Annotated in this window: 15 protein-coding genes and 2 rRNA genes; 4 read left to right on the forward strand and 13 right to left on the reverse strand. The window is 52.0% G+C overall.

What is annotated here, in order from left to right; translation table 11 throughout:
* The 3 genes from P1X16_RS24965 to P1X16_RS24975 all read left to right on the forward strand — a co-directional run.
* Window positions 1–128, forward strand: a 23S ribosomal RNA gene (locus P1X16_RS24965); the annotation flags it as partial.
* A gap of 85 nt (window positions 129–213) precedes the next feature.
* Window positions 214–325, forward strand: a 5S ribosomal RNA gene (gene rrf / locus P1X16_RS24970).
* Between the two features lie 274 nt (window positions 326–599).
* Window positions 600–878, forward strand: coding sequence for a hypothetical protein (locus P1X16_RS24975; protein ID WP_277234902.1), 279 nt, complete (start codon window positions 600–602; stop codon window positions 876–878).
* Window positions 879–948: 70 nt separating this feature from the next.
* Here P1X16_RS24975 and P1X16_RS24980 read toward each other — a convergent pair whose 3' ends face one another.
* Window positions 949–1512 carry an FKBP-type peptidyl-prolyl cis-trans isomerase gene (locus tag P1X16_RS24980; RefSeq protein ID WP_277234903.1) on the reverse strand — a complete coding sequence of 188 codons (564 nt, stop codon included), beginning with the start codon at window positions 1510–1512 and terminating at the stop codon, window positions 949–951.
* A 512-nt stretch (window positions 1513–2024) separates the two neighbouring features.
* On the opposite strand from P1X16_RS24980, the gene P1X16_RS24985 reads away from it, so the two are divergent.
* Window positions 2025–2909 carry a sugar phosphate isomerase/epimerase gene (locus P1X16_RS24985; protein WP_277234904.1) on the forward strand — a complete coding sequence of 295 codons (885 nt, stop codon included), beginning with the start codon at window positions 2025–2027 and terminating at the stop codon, window positions 2907–2909.
* A gap of 24 nt (window positions 2910–2933) precedes the next feature.
* Here P1X16_RS24985 and P1X16_RS24990 read toward each other — a convergent pair whose 3' ends face one another.
* The 12 genes from P1X16_RS24990 to P1X16_RS25045 all read right to left on the reverse strand — a co-directional run bounded on the left by P1X16_RS24990 (window position 2934) and on the right by P1X16_RS25045 (window position 18185).
* Window positions 2934–3722 (reverse strand): DUF1080 domain-containing protein, encoded by a 789-nt coding sequence (locus P1X16_RS24990; RefSeq protein ID WP_277234905.1) that lies wholly within the window; start codon window positions 3720–3722, stop codon window positions 2934–2936.
* Between the two features lie 112 nt (window positions 3723–3834).
* Window positions 3835–4707 (reverse strand): sugar phosphate isomerase/epimerase, encoded by an 873-nt coding sequence (locus tag P1X16_RS24995; RefSeq protein ID WP_277234906.1) that lies wholly within the window; start codon window positions 4705–4707, stop codon window positions 3835–3837.
* Between the two features lie 44 nt (window positions 4708–4751).
* Entirely contained in the window at window positions 4752–5639 is an 888-nt protein-coding gene (locus P1X16_RS25000) for a TIM barrel protein (RefSeq protein ID WP_277234907.1), read from the reverse strand.
* A gap of 60 nt (window positions 5640–5699) precedes the next feature.
* A complete protein-coding gene (locus P1X16_RS25005; protein ID WP_277234908.1) occupies window positions 5700–6173 on the reverse strand; it encodes a c-type cytochrome in 474 nt (157 codons plus the stop codon).
* A gap of 10 nt (window positions 6174–6183) precedes the next feature.
* Window positions 6184–7236 (reverse strand): sugar phosphate isomerase/epimerase, encoded by a 1053-nt coding sequence (locus P1X16_RS25010; protein ID WP_277234909.1) that lies wholly within the window; start codon window positions 7234–7236, stop codon window positions 6184–6186.
* Window positions 7237–7243: 7 nt separating this feature from the next.
* Entirely contained in the window at window positions 7244–8395 is a 1152-nt protein-coding gene (locus P1X16_RS25015; protein WP_277234910.1) for a Gfo/Idh/MocA family oxidoreductase, read from the reverse strand.
* A 24-nt stretch (window positions 8396–8419) separates the two neighbouring features.
* Window positions 8420–9685, reverse strand: coding sequence for a nucleoside permease (locus P1X16_RS25020; protein WP_277234911.1), 1266 nt, complete (start codon window positions 9683–9685; stop codon window positions 8420–8422).
* Window positions 9686–9849: 164 nt separating this feature from the next.
* Entirely contained in the window at window positions 9850–10461 is a 612-nt protein-coding gene (locus P1X16_RS25025) for a gluconate 2-dehydrogenase subunit 3 family protein (protein ID WP_277234912.1), read from the reverse strand.
* Window positions 10462–10472: 11 nt separating this feature from the next.
* Complete coding sequence (locus tag P1X16_RS25030) at window positions 10473–12149, reverse strand: GMC family oxidoreductase (protein WP_277234913.1); 1677 nt, start codon at window positions 12147–12149, stop codon at window positions 10473–10475.
* 408 nt (window positions 12150–12557) lie between these two features.
* On the reverse strand, window positions 12558–14567 hold the full coding sequence (locus P1X16_RS25035; RefSeq protein WP_277234914.1) for a glycoside hydrolase family 65 protein: 2010 nt from the start codon (window positions 14565–14567) through the stop codon (window positions 12558–12560).
* 171 nt (window positions 14568–14738) lie between these two features.
* Window positions 14739–16505 carry an alpha-glucosidase gene (locus P1X16_RS25040; protein WP_277234915.1) on the reverse strand — a complete coding sequence of 589 codons (1767 nt, stop codon included), beginning with the start codon at window positions 16503–16505 and terminating at the stop codon, window positions 14739–14741.
* Window positions 16506–16619: 114 nt separating this feature from the next.
* A complete protein-coding gene (locus tag P1X16_RS25045; protein ID WP_277234916.1) occupies window positions 16620–18185 on the reverse strand; it encodes a RagB/SusD family nutrient uptake outer membrane protein in 1566 nt (521 codons plus the stop codon).
* Window positions 18186–18204: the final 19 nt, after the last annotated feature.

Genomic DNA, 18204 nt, shown 5'->3' on the forward strand with positions numbered 1-18204 from the left:
GAAACTCACCTGAAGATGAGATCTCCGATATAGGAAGGCTCGTGGGAGATGACCACGTTGATAGGCGGGAAGTGTAGAGGCCGGAATGCCACAGCTGACCCGTACTAATGAGCCGAACGCTTCGCTAACACATGCTCTTTTAACTTCTTACTTGTTATCTGTGTCAATGATTTATGCATATGTGGTCGTGTAAGGGCCGCGTATGACACCAGTAATGGTGGCTTTAGCCCGGGTGTTCACCTCTTCCCATTCCGAACAGAGTCGTTAAGCCCCGGAGCGCCTATGGTACTGCCTTCATCGGTGGGAGAGTCGGTCGCCGCCAACCTTACTGTACTACCTGTTCGCCCCTCCGGCCCTGTGCCGTTGAGGGGCGAACTTGTTTCCAGGCAGTCGCAGCCGGGTAGATGTACATAAAAGGCGGTGGGTCCGAGGATCCACCGCCTTTTGCGCTCTCTAGAGTTGCAGAAGGCAGCTTTTTTATGGTTTATTGTATGACTGTCATACATCTGTTTTAAATTTTTAATCCATATCCTGTTATAGCATTTATACTTATACATTATTGCTTATTATTAAAGTATTGTTCTAAGTCGCCTTTATTCATGAGAAAAGAAGATACATCGATGACTAAGTTGATTTCGCTGAAGACTAACCGAAATCAAGATCTAGTTCAATTTTACTTGCCATATACTCAGCAAAAGATAAGGAATGCTTTTATGGAATGGCAAGAATCCAGGGCTTTACAGACTATAGACGATGCTGCAGCGGCAAAACAAGAATTAAAAGCATCAGTATTACCTAGTTTTCATGCTAAAACGCCAGGAACCAGTAATATTGATAAGCAGCCGTTTCGTCCTGAGCAACGTTATAGAAGACGCTGACTATCTAAAAAAGAGCGGAGCCTTAGCATATTGCTAAGGCTCCGCTCTTTTTTAGATAGTCAGCGTCATGCTACTTCACATCTATTAACTCTACATCAAAGCGTAAAGGAGTGTCTGGAGGAATGGTATTTTGTGCGCCAGATGGTCCATAGGCCAGAGCTGAGGGAATTAACAAAATGGCTTTTTGTCCTTTACGCATTAACCCAATGCCTTCGTCCCACCCAGCAATAACTTGGCCTCTACCAAGTAAAAAAGTGAATGGTTCGATCTTACCATCCGCTCCGGGTCTTGATTGATCGAATATGCGATTGTTGAGAAAAGTGCCTTTGTAAATGACTGATGCTTGCTGACCTACTTGTGGTAAAGCACCTGTTCCGGCCTTCTTTGTAACAATATAAAGTCCTGATGGTTGCCGTTGCACATTAGTGAAGCTACTATCAGCAATGTATTTAGTGATAGCCAGAGAATCAGCTTTTTGAACTTGCTTCTGGCGTAGTAGAGCTTGCGCGTTTAGCTCATCAATATCGATGTCGTTGCCATTGCAAGCAACTAGAAGCAGGGGAGCCGCAAATACTGCTAATCCATAGGTAAGAAGACGGCTAAAGCGCGATGAGTGAAGTTGCTGATTAGGCATGGAGAGTAAAAAAAGGAGCTTAATGAAAAGCTTGTTTAAAACAGGATGGAGATGAAAGTATTAGCATAGATCAAGCCAATTGAGATTTAGTACAACGTCACATATTTACAGTAAAGTTGTCCTTTCGATAACATTGCTTGTTACGATGTTCTAAATACTAGAAAGCTGCTAGTCTAAACAAGGTAGGAGTTTATCATTAAAATTAGTACTAATATAATTTAATTGTATTTTTTAATATTAGCTTTATACGTACTGTATATCGACTTTTGTTTTGTTATATCGAATATTTAGAGTTTTATTTATCACAACTGGAACAATAGTTGTCTATGCATTGCGGATTAGGCATAGATTGTTTCTTCAAAGGTTCATTTTTCTTGCTTGAGATTAGCAATAAGTAGGTATCCTCTTTCAGCGGGTTTATATTCTAGAGTAAATAAAATTTTACTCTGGATCAACTTGTATGTCTTCATTTGCCCCGGATTGTTCTTCCCACTCTTCTCTTCCCACTCATCATGACTACCCGAAGATCCTTTTTAACCTCTGCTGCCTTACTTTCAACTGGCTTATTGATTTCACCCTCACTTTTAGCTTACAATAAACGCTACGTAGGTTTACAACTTTATACCGTGCGTGAAGCTATGGAAAAAGATCCAGCAGGGACTTTGGCTAAACTTGCTAAGATTGGGTACAATTCAGTAGAGGGCGCTACTTACACTGGTTCGCAGAAATTCTATGGTATGACCTCCAAGGCATTTGCGGCTTTGTTGAAGCAAAACGGCTTGATAATGCCTAGCAGCCATTATCGGTTGGGCGAAGAGCAGATGAAAGGGGCGCCGGTACAAGGAACGATGTTGCATGGTTGGGACCAAGCGGTAGACGACGCTGCTGCCGCCGGGGTTAAATACATGGTATGCGCTTACTTATCAGAAGCGGAACGTGGCAACATAGACCATTACAAGTACGTAGCCGAGCAGTTGAATAAGGCTGGGGAGCGCTGCAAGAAAGCAGGCCTACAGCTTTGCTATCACAATCATGATTTCGAATTCCAAGCTCAGGATGGACAGATGCCATTTAACCTATTGCTTAGCGAGACTGATAAGCAGTTGGTAAAGATGGAGCTGGACTTGTACTGGGTAAGCAAAGCCAAGCAGGACCCACTGGCCTTATTTAAGCAGCATCCTGGCCGGTTCCCGCTCTGGCACGTGAAGGACATGGATAGAACGCCGCAACAAGCGTTTACAGAAGTTGGCAATGGTAGCATCGACTTCAAAAAGATATTCGCTCAAGCTGATCAAGCTGGCTTGCAATACTTTTTTGTGGAACAGGATGCGACTCCAGGTTCACCTTTTGATAGCGTTACCAAAAGTATTAACTATATCAAGAAGAACTTGGTATAGCGTCGCTGCTTCTAAGTAGGTTGGCTATTGGCTTGCTGCTGGCAGCTCCCGTATCCAGATATTACGGAAGCTCAATGGCTCACTCTTGTCGCCGTGAGATTGAAGCTTAATGGGAGCCGCACCATGGCTCTGATATGCAGGCTTACCGATGTACACAGTTGGTCCTGCTAGGGTAACGTTGTTTTGAACGAGTACCCCATTGAAAAGAACAGTTACTCTAGCGGGAGTTTGGACAGCGCCACCAGCAGCAAAAGTTGGCGCTGTCCAGATTACATCGTAGGTCTGCCACTCACCAGGCTTGCGTGTAGGATTGGCCAGCGGAATGATTTGCTTGTAAATGCTGCCCGCCATGCCGTTGACGTAGGTCTTGTTGTTGTAGGAGTCCAAGATTTGGAGCTCGTAACCTAGGTCGCCTTTACCAATAGAAGCTAGAAACAAGCCGCTATTGCCTCGGGCTTGGCCTGTACCACTAATATTGGCGGGTACGCGCCATTCTAGGTGCAATTGATAATTAGTGAACGATCGTTTGGTTTCAATGTTACCGGCTGTTTTGTTCACCGTCATCAACCCGCCGGCTACTGTCCACTTAGCAGGAGTAGCACGATCTTCGGTTGATACCCACTGATCAAGGTTTTTACCGTCGAAAAGTATGAGAGCGTCGGAAGGAGCGGCGGTGCTGCTCGGACCTGGGGTCACTACTTTGGGTACAGGTTCCCAAACTTCGGTGTCTTCCGGCTTACCAGCTTGCTGGGCCATTACAGTCTCAGCACTATGTATAAACAGTGCAGTGGCAACGAGAAGAGATACTTTCATGTGAAGAACAATAAGAGCGGGTGGGATTTTAGAGCAGGGTGTACTGTGCGTAGGAATACCACGCTAGGAGGCATGAGCCGTAAAAGATTGTGCTACTAGAGTGTTTTAAACACTAAGTCAGTAGATTCTTCTTGATATAGGCAGCACTTTGCGTGATGCTTTGGTAGGCATCCATTGCAAAGTATTCTTGCTCCATGAAGATGTGCTTCACTCCGGAGGATGAACTCTGGAATATTTTTTTGAAGTTGATACTGCCTGCACCTACTTCGGTGTTGTGCTCGGGCTGAGCTTTGTCCATGTCCTTGACATGCCACATAGTGATGCGCTTGGGATTAGCCGCCATCAGCTTGACAGGGTCGAGACCTGCGCGTACCACCCAATACAAATCGAGCTCGAAGTCCACTAAAGCTGGATCGGTTTCCTTGAGCAATACATCGAACAGCGTGACGCCACCTATAGCCTTATATTCGAAATCATGGTTGTGGTAGGCTACCCGTAAACCAGCCGCTTTGCATAGTTCACCAGCTTTGTTAACCCTCTCAGCAATGGATTTGAAGTCGGCTACTGATGTGCGGAGCTTGTCGTCGAGGTGAGGAACTACTATATACGTTTGGCCGCAAGCCTTGGCAGCTTCGATATAGGAGTTCAGTGCTTCAGGGTTGCCGTCCCGCACGAAACCATTCATCTCATAGTGCCCACTAGAAGAAGTTAGGCCATTGGCTGTCAAGACTGCCTTAAATTCGGCGGGACTCATGCCCCAAAACCCGTTTTCCTTGCTATAGCCATAGGTTTCCACTTCCTGATAGCCGGCCTTGGCTACTTTAGCAAGTACACCTTTCACATCCTTGCCAATGTAGTCGCGCAGCGTGTACAGTTGCAGCCCAACTTTTAGGGAAGATGGAGCAGCCAACAAGCTACTAGGCGCTACCACAGATAACGCTGACAGCAGGCTGGCCTGCTTTAAGAAAGATCTTCTTTGCATCATGGTAAGGAAGGTAAAAGGAATGGCAGAAGGAAGTAGCGGGCCTATCAAACGTCACATAGCTGAATAGCTTTTCTCAGAGAAGCTAGCTTGTCGGCTTGCTTGGGAATAAATTCCTGCGCCACATAGCCTTTGAATCCGGTAGCTTTAATAGCCCGCATAATAGCCGGATAATAGAGTTCCTGCGTGTCGTCTATTTCGTTGCGGCCTGGTACGCCCGCCGTATGGTAGTGGGCGATGTAAGCGTGATTATCGGTGATGTTGCGAATTACATCCCCCTCATCAATCTGCATGTGGTAGATGTCGTAGAGTAGCTTGAAGTTTTCTGAGCCTAGCTTTTTGGCCAGTGCTACTCCCCACGACGTCCGGTCGCACTGATAATCTTTGTGGTCGATCTTGCTGTTGAGCAGCTCCATCACCAGCACGACTTTGTGCTTGGCGGCTAAATCAACCAGTGGTCTGAGACCTTTCACGCTGTTGTTTAACCCTGTTTCATCGTCCATGCCCCGGCGGCTACCGCTGAAGCATATCAGGTTCTTGTATCCAGCCTTGGCCACTAACGGAATCATTTCCGAGTAATTCTTCAGCAGAGTAGCATGGTACTTCGGGTCGTTGAAGCCATCTGTCAGGTTTATTTCCGCCCCATTGCACATGGACGAATCCAAACCATACTTTTTCAGGGTTGGCCACTCTTTGGGTCCTACCAAGTCGATACCCTTGATGCCCATACTCTTGGCCGACTCACACAGCTGCTCGAGCGGCATGTCGTTGAAGCACCAACGGCAAACCGAATGATTGATGTTATTCTTGAGGTCAGGAGCTTCGGTGGGCTGGGTTTCAGGCATAAAAGCGCTTAGGCCGCCCGTGGTTCCGGCTACGGCCGTGCTGGCCAGAATATTCTTGAGCACCGTGCGACGGTTTGGAAGCGGGGCCATGGCGAGTTTATGGTAAGGTTGATAAACGTGCAGGAAGGGCTATGTGCCCGTGGTCACTGCCTATTTCAAGCTCAGAATGTACTTGGCCATTTCCTTGGCATCTGCTACTGCCAAATCCGGATGGGGTGTCATTGGAATCTCACCCCAGTTGCCTTTACCGCCCTGGATAATTTTGTTGGCCAGCATGGTGATATTGGCATCCGTGGAAGGGTACTTTTCAGCAACGGCCGAGTAAGCGGGGCCAACTAGTCTGTCGCGCTCTTTGTGACAGCTGGTGCAGTCTGATGATGTGATGAGCTTGGCGCCCTTGGCTACTACGCCGCCGGCATGCTCGGTGCCAATCTTCGTGACGTTGGTGTCGACTTGCGGCTGGTGGGCAACGGCCGAAAGGTTGGTAGCCGAAGCACTGTCGCTATTCAATTCTTCGGATGATGCGGCCTGCATGGAAGGTTCGTTGGCGCTGTTGCTTTTAGGCTCCGATCCGCAAGCGGCGAGCATGGCACCTACAGCAAGGAAAAGAATGGGGTTTTTCATATAAGATGAATTATAGCCCTAGTAGGGTTTTGTTGAAATCGGCATCAGTGCCAGTACCAGCAAAGTCGTCGAAGGCTTTGTCGGTGACCCGGATGATGTGGTCTTTGATGAATGGAGCGCCCTCGCGCGCACCGTCTTCGGGATGCTTAATAGCACATTCCCATTCCAATACCGCCCACCCAGGAAAGTCGTAGGCAGCGAGCTTGCTGAAAATGGCCTTGAAATCTACTTGTCCATCGCCGAGCGAGCGGAAGCGCCCAGCACGATCGAGCCAGCTCTGATAGCCTCCATACACGCCCTGCCGGCCGCTAGGGTTGAACTCGGCATCCTTGACGTGGAACATCTTGATGCGCTCGTGGTAGAGGTCGATGTACTCTAGGTAGTCGAGGCACTGTAGGATGAAGTGCGAAGGATCATAGAGTAAGCAGGCACGTGGGTGATGGTTGACTTTGTCGAGAAACATCTCGTAGGTCACGCCGTCGTGCAAGTCCTCGCCGGCGTGCACCTCGTAGCACAAGTCTACACCGCATTCATCAAAGGCGTTGAGAATGGGCGTCCAGCGGCGGGCAAGCTCCGTAAAACCTGTATCTACTAAACCAGCAGGCCGTTGGGGCCAAGGATACACCATAGGCCAAAGCAAGGCCCCGCTGAAGCTGGCATGCGCCTTAAGACCTAAATTCTGTGAGGCCTTGGCCGCATAGTGCAACTGCTGCACAGCCCATTGTTGCCTAGCTGAAGGATTGTTGCGGTAGGCCTCTGGGGCGAAACCGTCAAACAACTGGTCATAGGCAGGATTTACGGCCACTAGCTGACCTTGCAAGTGCGTGGAAAGCTCGGTGATTTGGAGCCCAGCTGCCTGCACGATGCCCGTTATTTCGTCGGCGTACGTCTTGCTTTCAGCTGCCTTCTGCAAGTCGATGAAGCGCGGGTCGGTGGTAGGTATCTGCACTCCCTTGTAGCCCAGGCTAGCGGCCCAAGCACAAATGGACTCTAAGCTGTTGAAGGGCGGCTCGTCGCTGATGAATTGAGCCAGGAAAATAGCGGGTCCCTGAATAGTTTTCATAGGTAGCTTAGACGAGGAAATCAGTCCACTTTTTATCGGATTTGCCCGAGGCAATAACACTTTCGATGAAAGCCATACCCCGCACGCCTTCGGCTATGCTCGGGTAATCTAGAGCTTCGGGCGAAGCTGTTTTGCCGGTTAGCTCGGCTTGCAAAGTCAGAGCGAAATTGCGGTAAAGATTGGCAAATGCTTCTAGGTAGCCTTCGGGGTGGCCCGCTGGGGTGCGCGTATTATGCTGCGCAAAAGAGCTGACGTAGCCAGCGCCAGTCCGCCGAATTTCGGTTGGTTTGTTAAGCCACTTCACCTGTAAGGTGTTGGCATCAGCTTGCTGCCATTCCAGGCCACCTAGCTCGCCATACACCCGGATGCGGATGTTGTTTTCTTCGCCAGCAGCAATCTGCGAAGCCATGAGTACAGCACTGGCCCCGTTGGAAAGCTTTAGCAGCACAGACCCATCATCGTCGAGCTGGCGGCCGGCTACTACAATGTTGATGTCGGCACAGAGCTGAGTTACTTGTAGCCCCGTCACGTACTCCAACAGGTTGAAGGCGTGAGTGCCAATGTCGCCCATGGACCCAGCTATGCCGCTACGGGCAGGGTCGGTACGCCAGGCAGCCTGCTTGTTGTCGCCGCCTTCTTCGAAGTTGCTTAGCCAGCCCTGCGGATACTCAACATATACCTTTCGGACCTTGCCGATGGTGGCGTTGGCAACCAATTGGCGGGCTTCCTTCACCATAGGGTAGCCGGAGTAGGTATGGGTCAAACACAGCTTTTTGCCGCTGGCGGCGGCTACTTGCTCTAGTTGTTTTGCCTCGGCCAGTGAGAACGTCATAGGCTTGTCGAGGACAACGTGGAAGCCGTTTTCTAGGGCCAGCCGGGCCGGCTCGAAGTGCAGGTGATTGGGCGTCACGATGGTGATGACCTGTACCCGCTCGGCTTCGGGGCACTGCTTTTCTTGTTCGATCAGCTCTTGATAAGAGGCATATACTCGGTCGGCGGAAAGGCCCAAGCTTACGCCAGTGGCCTGAGATTTTTCGGCGTCACTGCTGAAAGCGCCAGCCGTTAATTCATACATGCCGTCGAGGGCGGCGGCTAAGCGGTGCACGGCTCCAATAAAGGCACCTTGCCCGCCGCCTATCATGCCCAGTCGTAGTTTCATGTGTGGATTTTGTGGTGAATGGTCTTATACCTCGAGGCGCGCATTGGCCTCGGCATAACTGATTTCTTCAGCGGGTACAGGGGCGTTTTTGTCGCGGAACAACAGCAGGAACACTACCAACACCCCCGCCGCAATAGCAGCTGGAATTAGCCAGATGGTTTGCCAATCGTGCAGTGTGTCGCTGGTTTTGTGCGCATCCACAATTTGCCCCGAAAGCAGTGAGCCAAGCAGCATCCCCACTCCGTAGGTGGCGAGTGTGATAAAGCCTTGAGCGGCGCTCTTTGACTGCTCACCGGCTAGGTTGTCGGTGTAAATCTGGCCCGTAACAAAGAAGAAGTCGTAGCAGATACCGTGCAACACGATGCCCACAACTAGCATCCAATACGAAGATTCGCCGTTGCCGTAGGCAAAAAACAAATACCGAATCACCCAAGCCAACATGCCGATGGCCAGCATTTTCTTGACGCCAAGGCGAACGAAAAACACGGGTATCAGCAGCATGAACAACACTTCCGATACTTGCCCTAAGCTTTGAATACCGGCTGCCGATTTCATGCCCGATTCGTTGAGAAATGGGTTAGTGAAGCCGTAATAGAAGGAGAGAGGCACACAGATAGCCACCGACGCCAGGAAGAAAATCAAATACGAGCGGTTTTTCAGCAGGCCAATAGCTTCCAGTCCGAGCATGTCGCCGATGCTGCTTTTGCCTTCTTTTTTGATAGGCGGCGTAGGAGGCAAGGTGAAGCTAAACAAGCCAAGTATAGCTGAAGCACCAGCTGCCATTCTAAACGTAAGTCCTAGGGAAGTTAGGCCATTCGCGTCTTTTTGCTCCCACTGCAACCAACCAATAGTAAGACCGGCAATAATCCAACCTAGCGTGCCCAGTACCCGGATCATAGCAAATTCCTTCTGTGGATTTTGCATCTGCCGGAAGGAAATGGAATTCACCAAAGCCAGCGTGGGCATGTACAAAATCATGTAGGTGAGGATGCTAGGGTAGAAGCTGTTAAAATCAGCAGCCATGGAAGCCCGCCAGAGCAGGGCAGCTCCAGCCAAGTGCAACACCCCAAGGATCTTCTGAGCCGAGAAAAACCGGTCGGCAATCAGCCCGATGATGAATGGAGCTACAATAGCCCCGATGGACTGCGTAAGCACCGCTACCCCAACCTGCGTGCCAGTGGTATGCAAGTTTTGCAGCAAGTACGTACCCAACGTTACAAACCAGGCGCCCCAGATGAAAAACTCCAGGAACATCATCAGGGACAATTTAAAGCGAATGGTAGGGGTCATAAGCTAAGATGGGTTGGGCAGTCAGAATGCAGATATGTAGGATGCAGGATGCTTAGTGATGCGTCTACTTATCGAGACGTTCGCTGATATGCTAGGCACACCAGCGAACGTCGCGGTAAATAGCTAGATCAGGCGCGAAGCGCGCCCTCCAGAAGGTCGATACCTTAGGTGGTAGCCCAGGCTCGGTCGCCTTTTTTGTAGGCCACATCGCCATCGTAGCGGCCGGGAATGGGCAAGTAGCGCAACGCTTTGGTGGCACCTACTTCCGAAGTAAAGTAGCCTAGCAGCGTTAGCTCTTTCATCATCCGGAAATACCGGCTTGGGTCGTCCTTGCGCTGGTTGGCAGTGAAGGCTTTCTGCTCTTTATCACGTGCCGTCAGGAAAGCAGTCCGCTGGGTGGCATCACACTCCATGAACGTCTTGCCGTACTGCTTTTTGCAATCGTTATCCAACTGGGTGAGGCCGTTGAGGAATACCTTTTGATCTTCGGGCGTGTAGCAGTCTCGAACCATTACGGCCATAAAGCTGCCCACCTGCGCGGCTTTTGCTCCGGGCGTTTTGGTAGTTGGCAAAATGGTTTCGCCTACTTCGTCGAGCAGTTGAATCTGCTTTTGGTTTAATACATCTTTCGGTTTGGCGGCGGCAACGGGCTTTTCGGTACCCGTTTGCGCGTCTTTCTTGGCAGGCGAGCTGCAGCCAGTCAAGAAAAAGTCGGCACCGATTACGGTGCTGCCCATAATGAGGGCAACTCGGGCGAGGGCGTCTCTGCGGTTCATAACGGTGGAGCTTAAACGTTTTGCTTCTTTAATTCGCCCACAGCATGATCCACAGCCCGGGCGGTGAGAGCCATATAAGTTAGAGAAGGGTTCTGGCAGGCAGCTGAGGTCATGCAAGCACCATCGGTTACGTACACGTTAGGGGCGTCCCACACTTGGTTGAATTGGTTGAGCACCGACGTTTTCGGGTCGCGGCCCATGCGCGCAGTGCCCATTTCGTGGATGCCACCACCTAGGTTGTAGCCGCCGTTATAGGTCTTCACGTTTTTCAGCCCAGCCTTCTCCAGCATTTCCTGGGCGTCATTCATCATATCAACGCGCATTTTCTGCTCGTTGTCGCGGATGTGGGCGTCAATGGCGAGGACGGGTAGCCCCCATTTATCTTTCTTGGTTTTGTCGAGCGTAACTTGGTTGTCGTGGTAGGGAAGCGTTTCTCCGAAACCAGTCAGACCCATACCCCATTGGCCGGGCTCGGTCAATGCATCCTTAAACTCGCCCCCAATGTTCATTTCAGGGATTTCGCGTGACCAACCTTCGCGGCCCGCGCTGCCTTGATAGCCAAATCCGCGGATGTAGTTGCGCTTGTCGCCGAACAGGTTGCGGTAGCGTGGTACGTAAATACCATTGGCCCGGCGTCCGTACACGTATTTATCTTCGTAGCCTTCCGCAGTGCCACGGGCTCCAGCCCGGAAGTGGTGGTCCATTAGGTTGTGGCCAAGTTCTCCGCTGCTGCTGCCTAGGCCACCAGGCCATACGTCGGTAGCAGAATTCAGCAGCACCCACGCCGAGTTCAGGGCCGAGGCATTCAGGAAAATGACCTTAGCGTAGTACTCGTAGGTTTGGTTGGTTTCGGCGTCAAGCACCTCCACACCCTTAGCGCGCTTGGTGTCTTTGTCGTAAAGAATGCGCGTAACGATAGAAAACGGGCGCAACGTTAGGTTACCGGTAGCCACAGCCGCAGGCAGCGCCGCCGATTGAGTGCTGTAATACGCTCCAAACTGGCAGCCGAGCCAGCATTTGTTGCGGTATTGGCAACTTACGCGGTTGTTGTGGTTCTGGGTGATGTTAGCCGTACGGCCAATGACCATGCGCCGGTGCTCGTAGTTCTTTTTGATGCGGGCCGCCACATCTTTCTCCACGATGTTCATTTCCATAGGTGGCATGAACTCGCCATCGGGGAGCTGGGGCAGGCCTTCCTTGGAACCGCTAATGCCCACAAATTTCTCGACTTTGCTATACCAAGGTGCCAAATCCTTGTAGCGGATAGGCCAGTCTACCGCAATGCCATCTTTAGCATTGGCTTCGAAGTCATAATCGCTTAGGCGATACGACTGCCGGCCCCACATCAGGGAGCGGCCTCCTACGTGGTAGCCCCGAAACCAGTCGAAGGGCTTAATTTCCACGTATGGGCTTTCTTTTTCGTTGACCCAGTACTCGAGGTTGCTTTCGTTGAGAGTGTAGTCGCGGCCGAGCACCGGATAATCCTCAATCATCTGCTGCGTTTTGCCGCCCCGGTGTGGAAACTCCCACGGGTTCTTGTTGGCATTCACGTAGTCCTTGATGTGCTCGATGTTGCGCCCCCGCTCCAGCATGATAGTTTTCAAGCCTTTTTCGGTCAGCTCTTTTGCGGCCATGCCGCCGGATATACCAGAGCCTATGACGATAGCATCATATGTGTTTTTTTCCATGATATGGAACAATGATAAGGTGGGAATCAGTGGTTGCTGAAAAGAGCTGAGCCCGATTGGCAAACAGCAAATCCGGGCAATGATGCCTCGGCGGTTGGTAATGATAATAAATAATTTATCACCCTTTGATTATATTTTTTTCAAGGTTTTCACGAGGCCGCTATCGATTGCAAGAAACATGCGCTCTTATTTGCTTGCTATCGCAAACGTTGTCAGTACCCTAGCAGCCACCAAAACTCACTGCAAACCTAAGTGTATTAGCTGGAAAGGTAGTTGGAATGCAGTCTACTAATACGTTTTAGCACGCATATTCAGGAAATAATTTCTGTTCATTAACCCCGCAAGAAATGTCAGAATGCTCCTAAATTTAATTTTATGTACCTGGCAAAAATTTTTCGAGACAAGTAGTTAGCGGGTTACTGTATAGGTTTTGCGCTGCGTACCGACCCCAGTAATCTTCACCGACTGCCAGCCTTTGGGCAAGGTAGTTTTAACTTGACGGATACCGTTGGCGGTAATATCGAGCCCACCAAAGCCCATCAGTACGGCTTGCAATACCCCCCCCGCACCCGTAGCGAAGTAAGGATTAGTGCCGCCCTTAGTTTCGGCAATTACCCGGAATGGTGGGAGCAGGTTAGGCTGATATGAATCCTGAAAAAAGTGCTGGGCTTTGTCGCCGTCACCGAGGCGGGCATAAAGCAAGGCGAAGATGGCCTGGGTCATGGCGGGGGTACCTTCGTTGGGTACACGCGTTTCATAGTACACCAAGTCTTTTTTGATTTGTGCTGGAGCGGTAATAACGTTCAGCGGATAGGCCAGCAGGTTTACGTCGCCTTGCTTGATGCCTTCGCCTTTGTAGGAGGCATGTTCCTGGGTGACGCCGTCGGGGAAGCGTAGTAGGGGAATGTTCTGAGCCACATGCTGCCAGTCAGGGTTGGCAGGCAAGCCCAGTAGTTTGGCAGCCGCGGTAGCGTTTTGCAGGTTCACTTGGGCCGCTGCGTTGGTGAAGGCATTGTTGTCGACATTCTCGGCCCACTCGTCGGCAGCCACCACATTTTTGATGTCGTAGTGGCCCGGACCGTTGCGTTCCACCCGGCTCGCCCAAAAGTCGGCGGTAGCCGACAGGATGGGCCATCCTTTCTCCCGCAACCAGGCCTTGTCTTGCGTCACGCAGTAGTATTGCCAAGCGGCTAGCGCCACGTCGGCGGTAATGTGGTGCTCGAACGGCCCACTTAGTGCCCAGACCGGTGTTTCTTCCACGCCCGAATCGGCGCTTTCCCAGGGGTACATAGCCCCTTGATAGCCGTGGGCAAAAGCGTTGTTGCGCGCTGGCGCCAGCCGACGAAAGCGATACTCAATCAGTGACTTGGCAATTTCGGGGTGCATCACGAGCAGCGCCGGATACATCCACAGGTCGGAATCCCAGAATACGTGCCCGTTGTAACCCAGGCCAGATAAGCCCATAGGAGAGGGGGAATAGTCGGTGCCGGCGCGCGAAAAGCTGTAGAGGTGATACAACATGCTATGCACATCCTGCTGAGCCTGCGCGTCACCAGTTATTTGAATGTCGCTTTTCCAAAGTTCGTCCCAAGCTTTGGCATGAAAAGCCAGCAGGCGTTGCTTGCCTTCGAGCCGGGCGAAGATGGTTAGGCGTTCGGCTTCGTTGAGCGGATCGGCGTGGTGAGCTGACGTGATAGACGAGCCTGCCACGGCGTAGGTGTAGCTCTGCCCAGCTTTCAAGGCCTTGCCGAATTTCATCAGGTGCATGTTGCTGTCCCACATTTCGTGAATCACGCGTGGTTCTTGCCCGTGTGGCTCGTCGAAAAGAAAGCTAGTCGAGGCGCATAATTGCAGCTTGCCAGTAGCGCTCCGGCCCGAAGACGTCAGCAAGCTAAGCGTGGCATGCGGCCGGTTTATTTCGTTGTAGTAGTTCTGCACGTCGCGCAACGCGTCGGGCGCATCCATCACGCTGGCAGCTGTGAGGCTTACGTCCTTCTTAGCTGTCACCGATACTTCCATCAGGCCAGTAAACGGCAGGTGGCGCAAGGCATAGTGGGTGTAGGTGATGGTCGCTTTATCGGCGTAGTCGAAGGTAGTAGTGAGGGACGCGTGACGCATATCCAGCTGCTGCCGGAAGTTGGAAACGTCCTTGCCGGACAGCCGCTTGCCGTCCACCTCCAGGTACATATTCAGCAGGTTGAAGCTGTTGAGAAAGTTGCTGACCCGGCCCCGCCCGTACTGGTCGTAAGCTCCGGCCAGCACCACTGCCTTCACCTGAAATGGCTCCGGTGACGAGACAATGCCTAGCATGCCATTAGCCACCGTGACGCCATAATAAGTGGCTGGGTCAACCTTGTCGGCCACGATGCGCCAAGGGTCAGGCTGCTGGGCATTTGCTGGCCCAGAGGTTGCAAGCAACAGCAGTGTTAGCGCGCACAGGTAAAAGCGGACTGAAAGGAACTTGGTTTGCAGCATGCGAGCGAAGAAGCGAAGATTCTGATTCTTGTAGGGATGGACGAAAGAGCAACAAGGCGGCACTAGCCGCTGATAGCGTAAGCTGCTAAGAAAACCGTTAAGTGCAGGATGAGCTTAGTGTAGAGGCACGACCAAGGCCTGCCAAGGTTGTAGGGCTAGGGTGGCGGCTGGGGCAAACGTGGGGTAATTGTTGAGCCAGGGTTCTCCATTCAGCTTCAAGCCAGTAGGCAAAGCCCATTTGCGGGGTTCCGATGAAAAGTTGAGCACAACCAATACCTTTTCATTGCCCTGGGTGCGCGTGTAAGCGTAGATATGCGGGTTGGCTTCGTCGAGCACTTGGTACTGCCCGTATACCAGTACTTTATGCTGTTTGCGGGTAGTTATTGCCTTGCGGAAATAGTTGAGGACGGAATTAGGGTCTTTGTCCTCCACGGCCATGTTTACCTGTGGGTAGTTAGGATTGATTTTCAGCCAAGGTGTGCCCGTGGTGAAACCCGCATTCGTACTGGCATCCCACTGATAGGGCGTCCGGCCATTGTCGCGGGCGACGCGCTGGGCCAACGTCAGAAATGCTGGTAAGTCGCCGCCTTGCGCTTTCAGGCGCTGATACTCGTTGCGGGTGGCCACGTCGCGGTAGTCGTTGATGGACGTGAACTTGATATTGGTCATGCCTAGCTCGTCGCCGTTATAGTAGTAGGGCGTGCCCCGCATTGTCAAGATAAAGGTGGTGAGCAGCTTGGAAGACGGGGCCCGAAAGGCAGGACTATCATCGCCAAACTTGCTGACCATTCGGGGTTGGTCGTGGTTGCCTAGGAAAATAGAAAGCCAGCCTTTGGTGGCAAACGCACTGTCCCAACGGGTGTATATTCGTTTGAACTCTCTTAGTTGGTAGAGTTTCGGACCATTGCCAAGGTCTACCCCCTCGAAATGGTAGGCCATGTTCAGCTCTTTACGAGCCGGGTCGACAAAGAGCATGGCGTCGGAGGGCCCACTGCCTGCACCTTCGGCCACGGTCATGACGTTGTACTTGCTGAGTACCTCCCGGTTCATCTCCTGCAAGTAGTCGTGCAGGTGCGGGCCGTGCCCGTAGTACTTGATGATGTTCTTTTCATACCCCGCGGGAAAGCGCGGGAAGGTGGTGTCTTTGGCAGCAAACTGAAATGCATCCAAGCGAAACCCATCGATGCCTTTGTCGAGCCAGAAGCGCATGAGCTGGTACACTTCTTGGCGCAGCTTAGGGTTCTCCCAGTTCAAGTCGGGTTGCTTGCGCGAGAAGTAATGCAGGTAGTAGGAGTTCGTGAGTGAATCGTACTTCCAGGCGTCGCTGTTGACGTCGAAGAAGCTCCACCGGGGTGTAGGCTTGCCTTTTTCGGCGGGCCACCAGTGGTAGTAGTTGCGGTAAGGATTGGTGCGTGAGCTGCGGGCTTGTTTAAACCATTCGTGTTCGTCGCTGCTGTGGTTGACTACCAAGTCCATCACCAGCTTAATATCGCGCTGGTGCAAGCCTTTGAGCAGCGCATCGAAGTCTGCCATCGTGCCAAACTCCGGCATGATCTGGCGATAGTCGGAGATGTCGTAGCCGTTGTCGTCGTTGGGCGAAGCATAAATAGGATTCAGCCAAATAGTACCTACCCCCAGGCTTTTCAGATAATCGAGGCGCGAGGTAAGGCCGCGCAGGTCGCCTACTCCATCCCCATTGCTGTCCTGAAAGCTGCGCGGGTAGATTTGGTAGACCACCGTTTCTTTCCACCAAGTATTGCTTGCGTCCGAGGCTGCCGGTTTCGCCGAGGACGGGCTCTTGTCCACCGTTTTCGGTGAATCGCCACAGCCAAGTAAGGTTAGCAGCAGAGCTGTAGCAAGTAGTAGAAAGGCGTTTCTCATCGGGTAATAAAGGCCAAGCAATACGCAAACAAGCCGTTGATTGAATGCTAACTGGCAGCCAACCAACGGCCTGCTTACTGTGCAGAATACGTTTCGATTTTTCCTGCTTCTACTTTAGTAGCCCGGATTCTGGGTGATGTTGCTGTTGATATCTACCTGGTTTTGCGGCACGGGATACACTAGGTATTTCGGATTGCTCTCGGGCTTGTCTTTCCGGGCTCGCAAGAAGGTACCAAACCGAATCATGTCTTGCCGCCGCCACGACTCACTGTAAAGCTCACGGCCTCGCTCATCAAGCAATACGTTGAGGGTAAGTGAGGTCAGGGCGCTAGCTCCGCGCGAGGGATGTGTGCGAAGGGAGTTGACGATGGCAAGCGGCGTAGCTCCGTACGTGCCAGCGCTGGTAGCCGTGCCGCCACGCAGAATGGCTTCGGCCTTCATCAACAGTACATCGGCTAGTCGGAAGGTCACGTGGTCGTTATTGGCTCCGTTGCCACCCTGGGCTTCGCTCGCGTAGTCGACAGGATACTTGATGGGTCGGATACCTTTGGCTTCAAGGTCAGGACCGGTTTCAAACAAGTTGATGTCCTTGGTGAAAGCTAAGGGGCCGCCGCCCCGTGTGGTGAGCGGAGCATCAGTAATCAAATTGTACTGTTGCCCAATAAGATAACCCGCATTGATGCGCCGACCAGGGTTGGGGGGGCCATCCGGTGAGTCATAGGCCACACCGCGGCGCTTGTCGCCAGCCTCAAACAAGTCATACGCCTCGGCCGTTGCGGCTGGACCGTTGTAGCCATCAACGGGCCGCATGTTGTAGTGCGACACGAACTTCCACAAGTCGCGCACCGGGCCGCTGTTACCGTACGTGTTTTCCTGGGTGTAGATGTTTTCCCGCCCAATTGCCGTGTTGTTAGGCGCGAAATTGTCGAAGTAGTTAGGCGTAAACGAGTACTTGTTGCTGTTGATTATCTCGTCGGCCAGCCGGATTACCTGATTCATATCGGCCGCGGCGAAGGTTGGTGACTGCCGGTTGGCGTACACACCCTTGTTCAGGTAGCACTTCATTAGCAGTACGCGGGCGGCATCCTTGGTAGCGCGGCTGACGGGCGCGTCGGGCAAGTCTTTCTGAATCTCGTTCAACTCACTTACAACGAAGTCGAGGGCCTCTGTACCCTTACGTACCCTGGCTAAATTACTCAGCTGTTCGCCTGGCTCCCGGTACAACACTTGGTCGTAGAGGTCGAGCAGTAGATACGTGGCCCAGGCACGAATAAACCGTGCTTCGGCTTGCTGTTGCTGCGTAGGACCAAAGCGCAATAGGTCAGTGGAGGCAAAAATGATGCCTTCTAACTGATTGAAGGTGTCACGCACCCGCTCGTTATTACCATCCCAGGTATGGTTGTAAAGTGCCCGCCACTTGCCGTTGTCGTCCCAGTCAGGCCCGCGGGTAGGCATGATACGGGCATCACTGGATACTTCCTGCAGAGCAAATACGCTGACGTGGCCCTGGATGGGGTCGCGCTGGGCGTTGTAAACGCCCTGGAGCAGGGCAGCTGGGTCACCCTTCGGAATTTGGTCGGGTGTTAGCTCACCTTGCAGCTTTTCGTCAAGCTCGCAGCTTGCGGCCCCCTGGAGCAGTGCCAGCACGGCGGCCGCACGTACAATATTAGAGAGTTTCATATGGCAGCAAAAAATCAAG

It is taken from the genome of Hymenobacter sp. YC55 (assembly GCF_029433095.1).
In the GTDB taxonomy this organism is placed as follows: Bacteria; Bacteroidota; Bacteroidia; order Cytophagales; family Hymenobacteraceae; genus Hymenobacter.